Origin of the sequence: Guptibacillus algicola, from assembly GCF_020171805.1 — a bacterium.
GTDB lineage: Bacteria > Bacillota > Bacilli > Bacillales > Guptibacillaceae > Guptibacillus > Guptibacillus algicola.
This window is the reverse complement of the sequence record NZ_JAIVAF010000003.1, coordinates 261,706-275,475: the sequence shown is the minus strand read 5'-3', so window position 1 is coordinate 275,475 and position 13,770 is coordinate 261,706. Positions and strand designations below refer to the sequence as shown.

Genomic DNA, 13,770 nt, shown 5'->3' with positions numbered 1-13,770 from the left:
CATTTCCTCAAAACATATTTATTTTTCAAACTCTATATTCTTTAAAAGCGTTGCATCTCCTTGTTTAATCAAAATGGTTGTTAATTCTTTTACCGAGTCTTCATCTAATCTGTAAGTTAAACGATCTTCTGGCAAAAGACTTTGTATGTATCCTTCACCATCTTCAATAATCCATAAGTGATAGGATTTATTCGAGTTTTCTTCCATGTTAATAATGTAGGTCAATGTTGGTGGGGTTTTAATAATCGTTTGTTCATCTAATTCTTTAGCGTGATTTGTAGCGCTAATGAAAGGTTCTATCTCATCCTTATTTACAATTGCTACTTCTTCTGATTGTTTTTCATCGCCGCTCCAAAAGCTTACTTTCACTCTTTCTACATTTTCTAGTTCGTTAGTTGAACACGCAGTTAGTGATAATGAAAAAATAATCGTCATTAATAGTAACTGGGTTTTTGTCATTACTTGTCCTCCCTGTGTATTCCATTAATTTGGCTACCGTTATTTCACACAATAACGGTCCACAATCTCCATCAATCGCTCATTATCCTCAGACGAAACATTCTCAGACAATCTCGCACCTGCAATAATAGGAGCCCACTCAAACACTTCATCCATCGAAAAACCACTTCGCTCGCAATAGAGCTTCATATACCTATCAGCCCACTCTTTTGAATACCCAGCATACAACAAGTACGTGCGATAAACATCAGCGCGAGGGTTTCCAATACTTGAATCAACCCAATCGAGGATGATGACGCCATCATCTGACTTGATGAGATTAAACAAATGGTAATCTCCATGACAAAGCCTATTGCCCACTTCCATTCGACCCAGTTTATCAACGAGTGAACGCTTATGCTTTTTCTCTAATAGAGGAGCTGTTTCAAGTTGTCGCTTTAGCTTTTCGGTCATAGGTTCTAGTGAATTCGTCGTTTTACTGTGGATGCTTAGTTGAATATCAACTGACAATCTCATGTAATCGTCAATTTTCTCGCTACTTTCAAGCACAAGCTCACCGAGCGTCTTCCCTTTTATGTACTCCATGATGATTGCATGTTGGCCATTGATCTTCGTGACGTCTATTACTTTTGGAACTGGTAGACCTCTAGAATAAGCATGCTTTTGTTTTTCTGCTTCGTATACTGCTTCTGTGTGTGGTAAATAGCCTTTAAACACCTTGATCACCTGATTGTCACGGAGATAGATGTTAGCAGTATTTCCTTCAGCAATCGGAGAAGTTAATTTCATTCGCCCCACTCCTTTTAAGTCTAGCCGTAACCGTCGTTTCGCCGTTCCTAATAATCCCCAACATGAATCTACTATAAGTAAAACGAGCTAAGAAAGGACAATATTAAATGAGCTTATTCGATAAACAATATTCTCCCGAGTGCGGTCACTGTCAGTACAATAAATGTACCAGCAGCATTTGCAAACGATTAAAGAATTTGCAACCTGGAACATCCGTATCACTAAGAGTCTATGGAGTCCGGGTACCGACGAGTGGATCACTAGTTTTACAAAGCTTCGATCCTACTGACTGCTGTGCCACATTCGATGCCGGCGGAGGCGTAAGTCCATTTATTATCGATTGTCATCGCATAGATGGATTTACGATAAATGCATAGAATTCAACACCCTCAGCTTGAGGGTGTTTTCACGAACTTAAATGAAAAGCGTAACTCCATAAATAACAATAGAGAAAATCGCTAGGCTCATCGCTAGCATATAGGCCGACCTCACTTTTCCCTTCTTTGCGTCTAACATAAGATGTGCCATCGAAAGAGCTACAGTCGTATTTAAAAGTAGTGGTAAGAGCGCATCATTTCTAGTAAACCCAGCCCAAACCATCGCAATGATGGATATCGTTGTTAAAATGAGTAGTGATATTTTTAGCTTCATCGTAATCTCCTTATGTATTTACTTTTTCTATAATCTTAATTAGTTCACCAAATTTAAACGATAGGATTCTTTTTAACTCTTCTTCACTTATATGACCATCAAAATATTTATGTATTTCCCATGCAATCATCATCACCAGATGATCAGCATAAAGGTGATTGAAGTCTGCTTCGTAATCTGCGGCTTCGATTGAAAGTCCCTTTTCCTTTAACATCGACAGGTAAGAATGATAGACATTCTGAATCAATTCAACATCATACATGTCCTGGATGAATAGCGTGATATCTCTAAGTGGGGATCCAAGAGCTGCCCACTCCCAGTCGATGAACCAAATCTCATCTTCCTTGTGAAAGATGTTATCGAGGTGTGGATCGCCATGAGTTAAGACTAACGGACATTTTATCTGATATCCCTCTAGTAGATCGTAAGCTCTTTCAATTATAGTAATCCAACCACCATCAGCCCATTGAACATGCATACTTAGCTTTCTTAATTCATCTATGCACCAATCGCGCCATTCGAATGTGAGTTTGTGAAGAGGTAATTCGTCCTTTTTGCCCTCTAGCTCCGAAGTATGTAAGTCTGATAATCTTTCTAATACCTCATCGATAATCTTCTTTTTCCCTTCCATTGTTAAAAGGGGAAACGATTCTTTGAGAGAGCTACCGAGGTCGTGCATCAGAAGAGCCTGTGGAACTGAATCCCAAACGTTAACGACCTTACTAAATTCACCTATAGGCTTTGATAACACCTTATAGAGATGAACCTCATTGTTTCGGTTTTCCTCGAACTCCTTATATACAAAGGCTCTTCTTCTACCTTTATCATCCACCACATGAACTCTATACAGGTTACCAGCGTGCGCTCCATGAATTTGCTTTTTATCTAGTAGCTTCCACCCTTGCTCGTTCATTCTATTTTCTAGCTGTGTCAATGAACCCTCCCCTTTTCAACAGTAAGCTTTTTGGACCATGACTCATAAGTTATTGCTTGCATTACCGAAATGATCTCTTTCTCTTCTTGTCCCAAATGACACCATCTCTTACCAATTATTTCAAAACCTTACTCTGAACTCAATACTTTATTCCATTAAAAAGCTTTATCTTATACGTGTTTGGTAACATATTTAGTTCTCTAAAGACCCTACCTGTGATAAAATCCAAACATAAGATATTTTTCCAATATAATCCACTTTGAGCTAAGGAAAGGAATTCACATGCAAAGAACTCTAAAGCTACCTATAAAACTACTAGTTGTTGTTTCTGCTTTCTTACTATTAATAAGCTGCTCAAATGAAAAAGCTACCTCAGAGATATCTACTGAATTTCAACACAAAGACCAGACCTTTCATATCGTCCCTCTTCATGAATATGTGTTAGATTACACAAATAAAGTCAAAGGCAATCCAGATCAAAACAATAATAGTGAATACTTCAGCAAAGTTACAGAACTTTTCCAGAGCTATGCTGCGAATCACGACGTGAGCATTGCCCATACATACACGCCATATTTCCAACCAACTTCACAGGTTGAGAAATTAGAAGAAAACACAGTTGAACTAGTAAACAATCAAGATAAAATAAACGAATTGATCGAGGGTGCATTGATAAAGGCTGCAAACAACCTCTCAGGCGGAAACAAAACCATTTTTGTCATGCCACTCAATCCCGAAAACACGTTTCCTGTTCGAAAGATGGAAGGCGTTTCAGCATTTACGCTTAGCGAGGATGCCATATTGGTACAACTTGACCCATCGTTCATTGAAGAAGCGTTAGAATATACCATCGCACATGAATATCACCACACCATTCACATGGAAAAAGAACAGAATGCGAGCTATACGCTTTTAGATTCAATTGTGTTCGAAGGCAAAGCTGACTATTTTGCTAGAATGCTCTACCCTGACAAAGAAGTTCCTTGGAATGAGCCTATACCGGAAAGGTCCCTAGAGAATGTGATCGATGAAGTCAAGCAACATGCAAGTTCGACAAGTGCAACTACGTACTCCGAATTTCTATATGGGAATCCAGCGAAGGACATCCCAGTATGGTCCATATACAAATTAGGCTATCCTATTATGAAAAGTTACATAGAGAACACACCAGACATATCAGTGGAGAATTGGTCTGACAAAAACACAACAGAAATTATTACAGATAGTGATTATAGCCAACTCTTGAATGAATCGTAATTGTTCAGTCGACTCACTTCAAAAAAACACACCTTCAACAGGTGTGTTTTTTCGGTTATTCCTTTTTTGTAATTCGATAATCAATCACTAAGAACGGAATTGAGAAAATCCACATCCGGTGCGTAGCAGATAACGTTCCGTCAGCTTCTTCATGAACATCAAACTGCTCTTCAAGTGGGAGTGAGATCAGCTTATCTCTAATCGCAAGGTATGTACCTGAATGGTCCCTCTCTCCCTTTTCACGTTTGCTTGTTAGCCTTAATCCCCTATTATTCTGTTCGCTAAGGGTAAGAATACCTGTCATTGCTGAAAATGGAAGAGGTAAGGCGATATTCATGTAGGTCCTACCGTTATGATTGTGATGTGAATAAAGCGCAACAAAAACCGTTTCACTACCTATTTTCCGAATCCAAGCACGTGGTGACGCACGACCGTCTACCTCCTCTTGAATCGGGAGGACCTCTCCTGTCATCTCGTATTCTTTCTTTCTAAGCGGCAAATTGATTTGACGAGTGATTCGACTGATGCATTTATAAACAGCCGCAAAAGGGAGAAACCATGATAACCACTTGACTCGAGAAAATAGTCTGTAACGGTCCGTGTTTTCATAGAAATCGAGAATACCTGATGCAATATTTTCTCTATGAAACTCTGTTTCGTAGAGATCCATCGAATCCACTAGCCCACTCACGTTGCGTGTTCGATCGAGCTTTTCCTCAACTGCGTTTTCTCCAACTCGTACATTGCCTCGAATATGACTGACTGGAATCGTATCCTTCTTAAGCATCTTCCTTGAACGCTCCCTTATACGAAAATACCGTTCCGATCAAAGGGTTTCTCACTGAAACAGAGATCGTAAAGGAGTCACTGTCTTCATGATACGTTTCTTTTACTGTTGCGAGACCTTGAAAAAGTCTAGGCAATGGGATTTCCAATTTTCCGAGCAGCAGCCGTTGTTTCTTAGACGTAATGGTTAAGGTGTTCGAAGACTCGATTTGAAAGGAAAGGTCCGAGTAAAAGACGGAAGGCTCTCCTAGATAATCCTTAATGATGTTTTGACTGCTCGACTCGCTCATAAGTGCATTAAAGTATCTCGTTTTTTTCGGAAAATAAAATGCGCGCTCCCAGTGAATCTGCATCTCGCCATTACTCCCCGTCTTAGCCTTGTTCAGTATTGTAAAAGGAACCTGTTTTCCATGTTCAGGGAAGAAGAGTTTGAAAGATACGCCAAAATAAAATAACGGGTAAAGCCAAAATGGCCCACCTTTTATTTCATCCATGACCCCACTTGCTCGAAACGATTGTCCAGGTTTGATGGAATACCGTTTTTGCAGGGCAGGATGAAGTGTTTTGAATTGTTCTCCAAGTACATTTTCATAAATCACTAGCATAAACTCCTTATCGCTTTCGCTTGCATGACGATGCTGTTGGTGTATCTCGGCTGACGAGTAATCCAATGATAGATAATACAAATAAGGACAAGTTGAACGTTAACGGACTGAACGGATGCGTGAGTACGGCTGGATCCGCTACAATCGCCCCTACAGTTAATACCGGAAAAGCAAACAACTGAAGCAGGTAAAGCCAGCGCTTTTGTATAGGTAATAGCCAGAAAAAGCTAAATAGAATTTCACCAATCCCTATCGCAAAAACGACCGTTTCAACCGATCCTGCTCCAACGAGTTTCTCTGTCATCGCAAGTTCTTCAGGGTGTTGATAGATTATTTTCGGAATCAGTCCGTGTGTAAACCAGACGATGAAGAATAAGATCGATATAATCCACGAAGTGAAAAAGCGTATGTATTGAGATGAAGGTTTTTCGCCTTTTTCAAGCCAGCGTTTTAAAACATCGAAACTTAACGCAGTCGCCCACCCGATCATCGGACGGAAGATGAGTTTATCTATCAACAAACCGATTGCTCCGAAGTTCACCTGATAATCGTACTGTGTCAAAAATGTTATGGTATCGTTGTGCTGAGGGTTATATTTCCAGTACCCTCTTCCCTCTTTAATCAATGAGGCTTTCTGGTCTGTTCCAAAGCGAAGAGATGAGGTTTTTGAGCCGTCTTTTCCGTTATGTGAGCCGATACTTTCTCCAAAGCCTTCAATCCCATATCCGAATCCAATGTTCGTTCTGTATGTAAAGCGTTGAGGTTCGTCCTCTTCCTTAGGCAGATAATAGATCGATGAAAACCGCAGGTCCCATTGCTCATGATGTTCAGGAGTCTGAGTGGCTTCCCAAAGCTCATCCATATTTGCTTGAACTGGTAGCTCAACATAAATTGGTTTTGATTTCATTTTTTTACCTCCTGCCCTAGCTTATCATATTAAACGAGGTTATTAGGGGGATCATTTTATCCAAATAAAAAAGGAGCTCACTTAAAAGTAAGCTCCTCTAACGCTGTTTAGTTTAATGTTACTTCCTAGTAAGCACCTTCTGAATACGTTAGCTCATAGCTATGCGTATAAATTTCAAAGATATTACCAAATGGATCTTCTACGTAGACCATCTTGAATGGTTTCTCACCAGGATAGTATTCGCGGATCGGCATCCGCTGCTTTCCACCATGTTCCTTGATTTTTTCAACCATTCCTTCAATGTCAGGATCCTGGATACAGAAGTGGAAGATACCCGTTTTCCAGTATTCAAAGTTGTTTTCTGGCTGTTCATTTTCTGGGAACTCAAACAACTCGATACCAATTTTATCTCCAGTTGAAAGGTGAGCGATGCGGAATTTCTCCCAGTCGTTACCGAAAACGTCGCGGCACATTTGCCCGATAGGAGTGTCATCATTTTCAACATCAGATGGTTCCATCATCACGTACCAACCGAAGACTTCTGTATAAAATTTAACAGCTTCATCAAGATTTGGGACTGAGAGTCCAATATGAGAAAAGTTTCTTGGATATGTTACCATAATAGTAATTCCTCCTTAAAATCGTAATTGTTTTGATTACAGAACACATTATATAATGAGTGTTAATACATGAGAAGAACGCACTTTTTTGTGAGTCACTAACCTTAAGGTAAGTAAAGGACTGAATAACATATGGAAACACCACTTGATCAAGATGGAAAACTGAAATGTTCGATCGAATACACATTAAAGAAAATCGGCGGGAAATGGAAGACAGTCATCCTCTGGCATCTCGGAGTGGACGGCAACCATCGATACAACGAGTTACGCAGATTATTACCAGGTATTACCCACAAAGTATTGAGTCAGCAACTAAAAGAATTAGAGGATGACGAATTCATCGATCGTAAACAGTACAACACGATCCCACCAAAGGTGGAATACTCCATAACGGAAAAAGGGAAAACGGTAATGCCGATCCTTGAACAGATGCACAAGTGGGGAACGGAGCAAATGGACAACCAATAGATTCTCCTATTTTATATGAAGTTATACGAGCGACCAAAAGCGCAAATCATTTATTAGAATTGCGCTTTTGGTTTTGTTGTTCTATTCTCTTTTTATAGGACAGTCTACTTCACCAATGCCGCTCTCAAATTAGCACCATACTCCATGTATCCCTTTAAACAGCTCAACATATATACCCAGCCTTCTTTGTTATCGATCAGTTCAGCGATGAGGTTATCACTCTCTTCATCAAATCCATCTTCTTCGACTGCCACGATCGTACTAAGGCGATCTGCTTCTTCGAAGGTTATCGTCACCGTTCGCCCGCCCCATTCGTAGACGATTCGTTGGTTGTTCTCAATTTCTTTAACCTTTATATCAACCTCTGCATTATACTCGTCGTACCGTAGTGTCACCGTCTTACCATCTTCCCACCGCTCTGAACTAGACGAAAACCAGAAATGACCGATTTTTGTAGGATCAACAAATGCTTCGAATAAGTCTTTCGCTGATTGATCTACCTTCATTTTCGTAACGTTTTTCATACGACAACCACTCCTTGTCCATTATAGGATCGACACCTATTAGTCATCTTCATTATACTTCTTTCCTTTCGTCACACCAAAAAACAGAAGAAATCATAGAAAAAAGCGTGTGATCGGATCACACGCTTTTCATACGTATTAAATTTCAAACCATTTGTTCTGGATCGTTTGTCGATACCAATAGTAGCTATCCTTAGGCGTTCGCTCAAACGTGCGGTAATTAACATGAATGATACCGAATCGCTTTTCGTATCCTTCCGCCCATTCGAAGTTATCTAAAAGAGACCATAAGATATACCCTTTGATTGGGACGCCAGATTTCATCGCACGATGCAACGCTGTCAGATGCTGCTTCAAGTAATCGATTCGCTCCTGGTCACGGACGCGTCCATCCTCTACTTCATGGTTGTAGCAAGCACCGTTCTCTGTGATATAAATCGGAACGTCGCCATACGTTTTGTGAAGATCTGTAAGGACGTTATAAAAACCGTCTGCATAAATCGGCCAGCCAATATCTGTCTTACGATAATCTAACGGAATCTCTTCTAATTCAAAAAGACCAGCGCCTTCTTTGTATCGTCCTAGGCTTCCCGTGTAATAATTGATGCCCATGAAATCGATCGGCTGTGAAATCAGCTCAAGATCGCCATCCTCTAGTTTAAGAGACGCGTTATGTTTCTCGAAAAGCGAGATCATTTCTTCAGGGTAAGACCCTTTGAACACAGGATCCATGAACCATTCCTTTTGCCACATCATGCCACGGCGACACGCCTCGATATCTTCTTCTTCAGAACTGAATGGCTCTAGCCACCCTGAATTAGGTGCATATCCGATTTCACCGTTCGGTACGATTTCGCGAAACGATTGCACGGCTTTCCCGTGAGCGAGAAGAAGATGATGAGCAACATCGATTCCAGCTTGTAAGTCTGTTTTCCCTGGAGCGTGAATGCCTAAGTAATTTGATAGGAACGACGCACACCATGGTTCATTAATCGTGATCCACTTACTAACCTTGCCACCAAATTCATTGAACATCGCAACCGCGTATTCGTTGAATGCGTCGATCGTCTTACGGTTTTCCCAGCCACCTTCATCTTGAAGCACTTGTGGAAGATCCCAGTGGTAAAGGGTGATCATCGGTTCAATTCCGTTCTCGATCAGTTCATCAATTACATTATGGTAATACGCGACGCCCTTCCTATTTAGCTCTCCTCTTCCCTCTGGCATGACGCGAGGCCAAGCAATCGAGAAACGATACACATTTACTCCAAGTTTCTTCAGGTGCTGCACGTCTTCTTTATATAAATGATAGCTATTGCATGCTTCATCTCCGTGATCGCCATTCTTTACGTTTCCTGGCGCATGGGAAAATGTATCCCAAATGGAAGGGGATCTGCCATCTTCATTTGCAGCGCCTTCAATCTGGTAAGAAGCTGTTGCTGCTCCCCATTTGAGCGTGTCTGGAAATTGAATCGTTGTAGTCATGTTGGTACCCTCCTGTAATCGATACCAGGAAAACGTTTACCTTTCGATACTAGATGAACGAATAACGAGTTCAGGATCCACTTTCACTGGATGAATGTCATCGTTTCCTTGTATCAAATCATCAAGCATGTAGGCTGCGAGTTTTCCTAGCTTATGTTTGTCCTGTTTCACGGTCGTAAGAGGTGGATCACTATAGCGACAGGATTCGATGTCATCACAACCGATCAACTGAATATCCTCTGGAACACTGACGCCTCGTTCCTTCATCGCCTTAAGAGCACCGAGCGCCATCATATCAGAAGCTGCAAACACCGCTTCCGGCCACTCGTCTTCCTGAAGAATCGCTTTCATCGCTTCATAGCCGCTTTCTTCAAAGAAATCTCCGTAGTGAATCCACTTCTCATTAAGTGGAAGGCCGAACTGTTTCATCGCATCCATGAACCCTTCGTTTCGGATACTAGAAATGAGCGAGTTCTTCTTTCCACCGATGTATGCGACCTTTTTTACTTTATTTAAATACAAATTCTCTACGACCTTCATGCCGATCTTGGCATTGTCTGTCATGATGTAACTTGAATGTGGTCCTTCTAACTTCAAATCGATGCCGATACATGGAATATTGCTTTCTGCAATCTCATGTACAGCCTCTTCGATCTCATCACCAGCAACGATCAAGCATCCGTCCACGTGAAAATGCTTGCATCGTTCAAGGTATTTGCTTTCACCTTGATAAAACTTTTCGTTCGAAAACAGAAGGAGGTCATAACCGAGCGCTCCTACTGATTTCTTAAATGCGTTCACCACTTCATTGAAGAAAGGGTGTTTGAAATCGACGTTGATTTTCCCTGCGTAAATCAATCCGATCAAGTTCGATTTCTTCGTTGCAAGTGATTTAGCTGAAAATGTAGGCTGGTATTTCGTATCTTCAATAATTTTATATACTTTTTGACGAGTGGCTTCACTGATCCCCCCGTAATTGTTCATGATCTTTGATACAGTCGCTGGAGATACTCCAGCCATTTTAGCGATATCTCGAATCGTTAAGTTCATGTATTTCATCTCCTTAAAGCAAAACCGCTACCTATTACACTCATTGTATCAAAACAAGGTGGGGGGACAGTCGATTATTTGATCGATCCTTCAGTAATACTGGAAATAAACCATTTGTTGAAAATAAGGAAGATGATGATCAACGGAACCGTAGCCCAGAACACGCCTGAAAGCAACATTCCGAAGTCAACTCGGAACGCATTGTTTAAAGATGCAAGTGCAACCTGCAGCGTGTAAGATGATGGATCACGTAGAACCGTGAATTGCCATAGGAATTCTCCCCATACGAGCGTGAACACAATGATTCCTAGCGTCGCAAATGCAGGCTTGATGATCGGAAGCACAATACTCCAATAAATTCTGAAGTTCGAACAGCCATCAAGCTTTGCTGCTTCCATCAATTCATCAGGAACAGATTCACTGATATATTGACGCATTAGGAAAATACCGAGCGGGTTCAGTAAGAACAGAACCCCAGCCCCTAATAAGGAATCAAGCCAGCCCAACTGAGAAACCAAGTAATACTGTGGAATCAGACCCAATTGAGGTGGAATGACCATTGTTAATAGGATAAGAATAAATAAGAAGTTCTTCCCTGGGAACTGGAATTTTGCGAACGCGAATCCAGCTAGAGAACTGATCATCAACACGGCGATTGTCACGACAGTACATAATAGAATCGTGTTCCACATCGCCTGGAAGAATGGTATCGTATCGAGCACTTTTTGAAAGTTCTCAACGAGCTTTCCACCCGGTAAGAGTGTAGGTGGTATCGAGTTATAGGCAGCACTCGGCTGCGTCGCCATAACAAACATCCAGTAAAACGGGAAGAGAGAGAAGATGGAAGTGAACGTTAATATTAGATAGATCGGTAACGTTCCAGCTTTTGTTTGAGATTTATTTTTCTGTTTCATGCATTACACCCCTCTCTTCTTCTTACTGCCAATACCTGACGTTAACCATGTATTAATTGCTGCAGCCCCAATGATGATGATGAGTAATAGGACAGCTGTAGCAGATGCTGTTCCAAATGAGCCAAGGTTAAAGGCATCACGGTACAGGTACATCACCACTGTCATCGCTTCATCACGACTAAACGCAGACGAACCTAAGAATACTGTTGGTTCTGCGAACAATTGAAGTGCTCCGACCGTAGACATAAACACGGTCAAAATAATGAATGGCTTCAATAGAGGAATCGTGATGTGCAAGAACTGCTGCACTTTGTTCGCTCCATCGATGGTTGCCGCTTCATACAGGTGCTTAGGAATACTTTGTAAACCAGCAAGATAGATGATCGTGTTATATCCGACCCAACGCCAGAATACCATGAGGGCAATCGCGACCTTTGCTCCCCATTCAGATGTCTTCCAGCTGACCGGATCAAATCCGAACAAGCCGATCACGTAGTTTGCGAGTGCCGTTTCGTTACTACTGAAGAAAACTCCGAACACAAGCGCAACGGCAACCATCGACGTAATGTACGGCATGAAGATGGTCACTCGGAAGAAGTTGGTGAAACGGATTACAGCGAGATTAAGGAAATAAGCTAGTATAATTCCTACGATTAACTGTGGGGCCGTCCCCATCAAACCGATGATGATCGTGTTATAAAGTGACTTCCAAAATAACGGGTCTTCTAGAACAACTGTAAAATTACTAAGTCCAACAAACTCCATTGGTCCAAGTCCATTCCATTCCTGAAACGCAAGCACAATACTGAATACTGCGGGATATAGACCGATGATCCCAAACACTATAAAGAATGGCGCAACATAGAGATAGCCTGAAATCATGTCTTTTTTCTTTTCAGACAACTTCGATGCCTTCGTTGATTGCTTCGACACATTCTCCAACGTTTTAACCTCCCCAAAAGATAAGAGCCGGAAGAGTTTTCCCCCGCCAGCTCTTTATCAACCTACTTATCGTTTGACTAAGCCTTCTATACGCTTAACAGCTTCTTTCCATTCTTTTTCAGGATCTGCACCTTCTTGAACGTTTCGTAGAGCCGTCAGCACTTCGTTATTTACCGTTACGTATTTTGGTCCTTTGTAAACAGCTGGGATTTCTTTTGCTGCTTCAGCGAAATAAGCTGCTGTGTTTTGACCACCGAAATATTCGTCTGTGTTGTTAACGAATTCGTCCATTTCATAGACGGATGGAGCAGATGGGAAAAGACCGCTTTCTTCAAATGACTTCAACTGATTTTCAGGAGAAACGAGCCATTTCGAGAACTTATATGCTTCTTCACTATGCTCTGTTTCTGCTGGGATCGCGACATAAGATCCTCCCCAGTTTCCAGCAAACTCACTTGGTAGCGTTGTCACTTTCCAGTTACCTTTTCCTTCAGGAGCGTTTTCAGTCATGTAGCCCTTCAACCATGCTGGAGCCATCTCTACTGCGAAGTCTCCTTTGTTCAGTGCAGTTGCCCATTCAGGCGTCCACATTTCATAACTTCCTACATAATCTTGTTCGTAAAGAGAAACTGCATAGTCGTACGCATCTTTTACTTCATTTCCTTCTTGGTCGATGATCAATTCACCATCTTGGTTGAAATAACTTTTCTCCAAAGCATCCATGTTCGCTCGGTAGGCCATTTCCATGCTATCGACCATCGGCTTTCCTGTTTCATCAAGTACTTGCTGAGCCGCATCAGCGAATTGTTCTGGTGATGAAATCATTTCACTTACTTTATCTGGGTCTGTTGGTAAGTTTGCATTTTCAAAAACGCCAGTGTGGTAATACATTGCTTTAGGACCGATATCTGTTGGAAGACCGAATAAGAAATCTCCGTCTGTATTCTCAGCCATGTTCCACTTCCAGTCTAAGTAGTCACCCTGGATTTCCTCTGCGCCAAGGTCATACAAGTTAACAAAGCGGTCTTGCGCTTCACGATAACGATCTAGCTGATCTACTTCGATCATCGCAAGATCAGGAGCACCTGTCCCTGCAGAAATCGACGTGAATAAACTGTTGTGGTGATCGCCTAGCTCAGAAGTCTTTACGTTAATTTCAACGTTAGGATTTTCTTTTTCATATTCTTCTGCTAGAGATTTATAGTTTGTTGCACCAAATGTCCAAAAATTCAAGGTTACCTTTCCATCCTCAGATGAACTTTCGTCTCCCCCACTACATGCAGCAAGCAACAATGTTGTGCTGAGCAGCAACATAGCGATAACATTTTTTCTGCCTCTCATACATAATCCCCTCCAAAAAAAAGTTAGCCATCTGACCC

At 41.4% G+C, this 13,770-nt stretch carries 17 protein-coding genes; 3 read left to right on the top strand and 14 right to left on the bottom strand.

The window, feature by feature from the left end; genetic code table 11:
• Nucleotides 1–18 precede the first annotated feature (18 nt).
• Together LCM09_RS08840 and LCM09_RS08835 are read right to left on the bottom strand one after the other, a co-directional pair.
• The gene (locus tag LCM09_RS08840; protein WP_224880736.1) at nucleotides 19–459 is read right to left on the bottom strand and encodes a YhfM domain-containing protein; all 441 of its coding nucleotides are present in this window, start codon (nucleotides 457–459) and stop codon (nucleotides 19–21) included.
• Nucleotides 460–498: 39 nt separating this feature from the next.
• The gene (locus LCM09_RS08835) at nucleotides 499–1,248 is read right to left on the bottom strand and encodes an aminoglycoside phosphotransferase family protein (protein ID WP_224880734.1); all 750 of its coding nucleotides are present in this window, start codon (nucleotides 1,246–1,248) and stop codon (nucleotides 499–501) included.
• Nucleotides 1,249–1,355: 107 nt separating this feature from the next.
• Here LCM09_RS08835 and LCM09_RS08830 point away from each other — a divergent pair, with 107 nt between their 5' ends.
• Entirely contained in the window at nucleotides 1,356–1,625 is a 270-nt protein-coding gene (locus tag LCM09_RS08830) for a hypothetical protein (RefSeq protein ID WP_224880732.1), read from the top strand.
• Between the two features lie 37 nt (nucleotides 1,626–1,662).
• Here LCM09_RS08830 and LCM09_RS08825 read toward each other — a convergent pair whose 3' ends face one another.
• Complete coding sequence (locus tag LCM09_RS08825; RefSeq protein ID WP_224880730.1) at nucleotides 1,663–1,899, bottom strand: hypothetical protein; 237 nt, start codon at nucleotides 1,897–1,899, stop codon at nucleotides 1,663–1,665.
• 10 nt (nucleotides 1,900–1,909) lie between these two features.
• The gene (locus LCM09_RS08820) at nucleotides 1,910–2,812 is read right to left on the bottom strand and encodes a phosphotransferase (RefSeq protein ID WP_224880728.1); all 903 of its coding nucleotides are present in this window, start codon (nucleotides 2,810–2,812) and stop codon (nucleotides 1,910–1,912) included.
• 303 nt (nucleotides 2,813–3,115) lie between these two features.
• On the opposite strand from LCM09_RS08820, the gene LCM09_RS08815 reads away from it, so the two are divergent.
• The gene (locus tag LCM09_RS08815) at nucleotides 3,116–4,090 is read left to right on the top strand and encodes a DUF2268 domain-containing putative Zn-dependent protease (protein WP_224880726.1); all 975 of its coding nucleotides are present in this window, start codon (nucleotides 3,116–3,118) and stop codon (nucleotides 4,088–4,090) included.
• A gap of 55 nt (nucleotides 4,091–4,145) precedes the next feature.
• Here the strand turns inward: LCM09_RS08815 and LCM09_RS08810 are convergent, their stop codons facing one another.
• The 4 genes from LCM09_RS08810 to LCM09_RS08795 all read right to left on the bottom strand — a co-directional run bounded on the left by LCM09_RS08810 (nucleotide 4,146) and on the right by LCM09_RS08795 (nucleotide 7,008).
• Nucleotides 4,146–4,877, bottom strand: a complete 732-nt coding sequence (locus tag LCM09_RS08810; RefSeq protein WP_224880725.1) for a hypothetical protein — start codon at nucleotides 4,875–4,877, stop codon at nucleotides 4,146–4,148.
• Nucleotides 4,870–5,481, bottom strand: coding sequence for a DUF4166 domain-containing protein (locus LCM09_RS08805; RefSeq protein WP_224880723.1), 612 nt, complete (start codon nucleotides 5,479–5,481; stop codon nucleotides 4,870–4,872). Before LCM09_RS08805 ends, LCM09_RS08810 begins: the two co-directional genes overlap by 8 nt.
• Nucleotides 5,482–5,488: 7 nt before the next feature.
• Nucleotides 5,489–6,388, bottom strand: a complete 900-nt coding sequence (locus LCM09_RS08800) for a DoxX-like family protein (RefSeq protein WP_224880721.1) — start codon at nucleotides 6,386–6,388, stop codon at nucleotides 5,489–5,491.
• Nucleotides 6,389–6,513: 125 nt separating this feature from the next.
• Nucleotides 6,514–7,008, bottom strand: a complete 495-nt coding sequence (locus tag LCM09_RS08795; protein WP_224880719.1) for a lactoylglutathione lyase family protein — start codon at nucleotides 7,006–7,008, stop codon at nucleotides 6,514–6,516.
• A 132-nt stretch (nucleotides 7,009–7,140) separates the two neighbouring features.
• On the opposite strand from LCM09_RS08795, the gene LCM09_RS08790 reads away from it, so the two are divergent.
• The gene (locus LCM09_RS08790) at nucleotides 7,141–7,476 is read left to right on the top strand and encodes a winged helix-turn-helix transcriptional regulator (protein WP_224880717.1); all 336 of its coding nucleotides are present in this window, start codon (nucleotides 7,141–7,143) and stop codon (nucleotides 7,474–7,476) included.
• 104 nt (nucleotides 7,477–7,580) lie between these two features.
• On the opposite strand, the gene LCM09_RS08785 is transcribed toward LCM09_RS08790, so the two are convergent.
• The 6 genes from LCM09_RS08785 to LCM09_RS08760 form a co-directional block, all read right to left on the bottom strand.
• Nucleotides 7,581–8,000, bottom strand: a complete 420-nt coding sequence (locus LCM09_RS08785) for an SRPBCC family protein (RefSeq protein WP_224880715.1) — start codon at nucleotides 7,998–8,000, stop codon at nucleotides 7,581–7,583.
• Between the two features lie 138 nt (nucleotides 8,001–8,138).
• A complete protein-coding gene (locus LCM09_RS08780; protein ID WP_224880714.1) occupies nucleotides 8,139–9,485 on the bottom strand; it encodes a GH1 family beta-glucosidase in 1,347 nt (448 codons plus the stop codon).
• A 36-nt stretch (nucleotides 9,486–9,521) separates the two neighbouring features.
• Nucleotides 9,522–10,535 (bottom strand): LacI family DNA-binding transcriptional regulator, encoded by a 1,014-nt coding sequence (locus LCM09_RS08775; protein ID WP_224880712.1) that lies wholly within the window; start codon nucleotides 10,533–10,535, stop codon nucleotides 9,522–9,524.
• A 74-nt stretch (nucleotides 10,536–10,609) separates the two neighbouring features.
• Nucleotides 10,610–11,449 (bottom strand): carbohydrate ABC transporter permease, encoded by an 840-nt coding sequence (locus LCM09_RS08770; protein ID WP_224880709.1) that lies wholly within the window; start codon nucleotides 11,447–11,449, stop codon nucleotides 10,610–10,612.
• Between the two features lie 3 nt (nucleotides 11,450–11,452).
• Entirely contained in the window at nucleotides 11,453–12,331 is an 879-nt protein-coding gene (locus LCM09_RS08765; RefSeq protein ID WP_224882887.1) for a carbohydrate ABC transporter permease, read from the bottom strand.
• 126 nt (nucleotides 12,332–12,457) lie between these two features.
• Nucleotides 12,458–13,732 (bottom strand): ABC transporter substrate-binding protein, encoded by a 1,275-nt coding sequence (locus tag LCM09_RS08760; protein ID WP_224880707.1) that lies wholly within the window; start codon nucleotides 13,730–13,732, stop codon nucleotides 12,458–12,460.
• Between the last annotated feature and the right edge of the window lie 38 nt (nucleotides 13,733–13,770).

Bases quoted from the DNA above. Each gene is read 5' to 3' on its own strand.
- LCM09_RS08840 (WP_224880736.1), bottom strand. From the start codon at position 459: ATGACAAAAACCCAGTTACTATTAATGACGATTATTTTTTCATTATCA.
- LCM09_RS08835 (WP_224880734.1), bottom strand. From the start codon at position 1,248: ATGAAATTAACTTCTCCGATTGCTGAAGGAAATACTGCTAACATCTAT.
- LCM09_RS08830 (WP_224880732.1), top strand. From the start codon at position 1,356: ATGAGCTTATTCGATAAACAATATTCTCCCGAGTGCGGTCACTGTCAG.
- LCM09_RS08825 (WP_224880730.1), bottom strand. From the start codon at position 1,899: ATGAAGCTAAAAATATCACTACTCATTTTAACAACGATATCCATCATT.
- LCM09_RS08820 (WP_224880728.1), bottom strand. From the start codon at position 2,812: ATGAACGAGCAAGGGTGGAAGCTACTAGATAAAAAGCAAATTCATGGA.
- LCM09_RS08815 (WP_224880726.1), top strand. From the start codon at position 3,116: ATGCAAAGAACTCTAAAGCTACCTATAAAACTACTAGTTGTTGTTTCT.
- LCM09_RS08810 (WP_224880725.1), bottom strand. From the start codon at position 4,877: ATGCTTAAGAAGGATACGATTCCAGTCAGTCATATTCGAGGCAATGTA.
- LCM09_RS08805 (WP_224880723.1), bottom strand. From the start codon at position 5,481: ATGCTAGTGATTTATGAAAATGTACTTGGAGAACAATTCAAAACACTT.
- LCM09_RS08800 (WP_224880721.1), bottom strand. From the start codon at position 6,388: ATGAAATCAAAACCAATTTATGTTGAGCTACCAGTTCAAGCAAATATG.
- LCM09_RS08795 (WP_224880719.1), bottom strand. From the start codon at position 7,008: ATGGTAACATATCCAAGAAACTTTTCTCATATTGGACTCTCAGTCCCA.
- LCM09_RS08790 (WP_224880717.1), top strand. From the start codon at position 7,141: ATGGAAACACCACTTGATCAAGATGGAAAACTGAAATGTTCGATCGAA.
- LCM09_RS08785 (WP_224880715.1), bottom strand. From the start codon at position 8,000: ATGAAAAACGTTACGAAAATGAAGGTAGATCAATCAGCGAAAGACTTA.
- LCM09_RS08780 (WP_224880714.1), bottom strand. From the start codon at position 9,485: ATGACTACAACGATTCAATTTCCAGACACGCTCAAATGGGGAGCAGCA.
- LCM09_RS08775 (WP_224880712.1), bottom strand. From the start codon at position 10,535: ATGAACTTAACGATTCGAGATATCGCTAAAATGGCTGGAGTATCTCCA.
- LCM09_RS08770 (WP_224880709.1), bottom strand. From the start codon at position 11,449: ATGAAACAGAAAAATAAATCTCAAACAAAAGCTGGAACGTTACCGATC.
- LCM09_RS08765 (WP_224882887.1), bottom strand. From the start codon at position 12,331: ATGATTTCAGGCTATCTCTATGTTGCGCCATTCTTTATAGTGTTTGGG.
- LCM09_RS08760 (WP_224880707.1), bottom strand. From the start codon at position 13,732: ATGAGAGGCAGAAAAAATGTTATCGCTATGTTGCTGCTCAGCACAACA.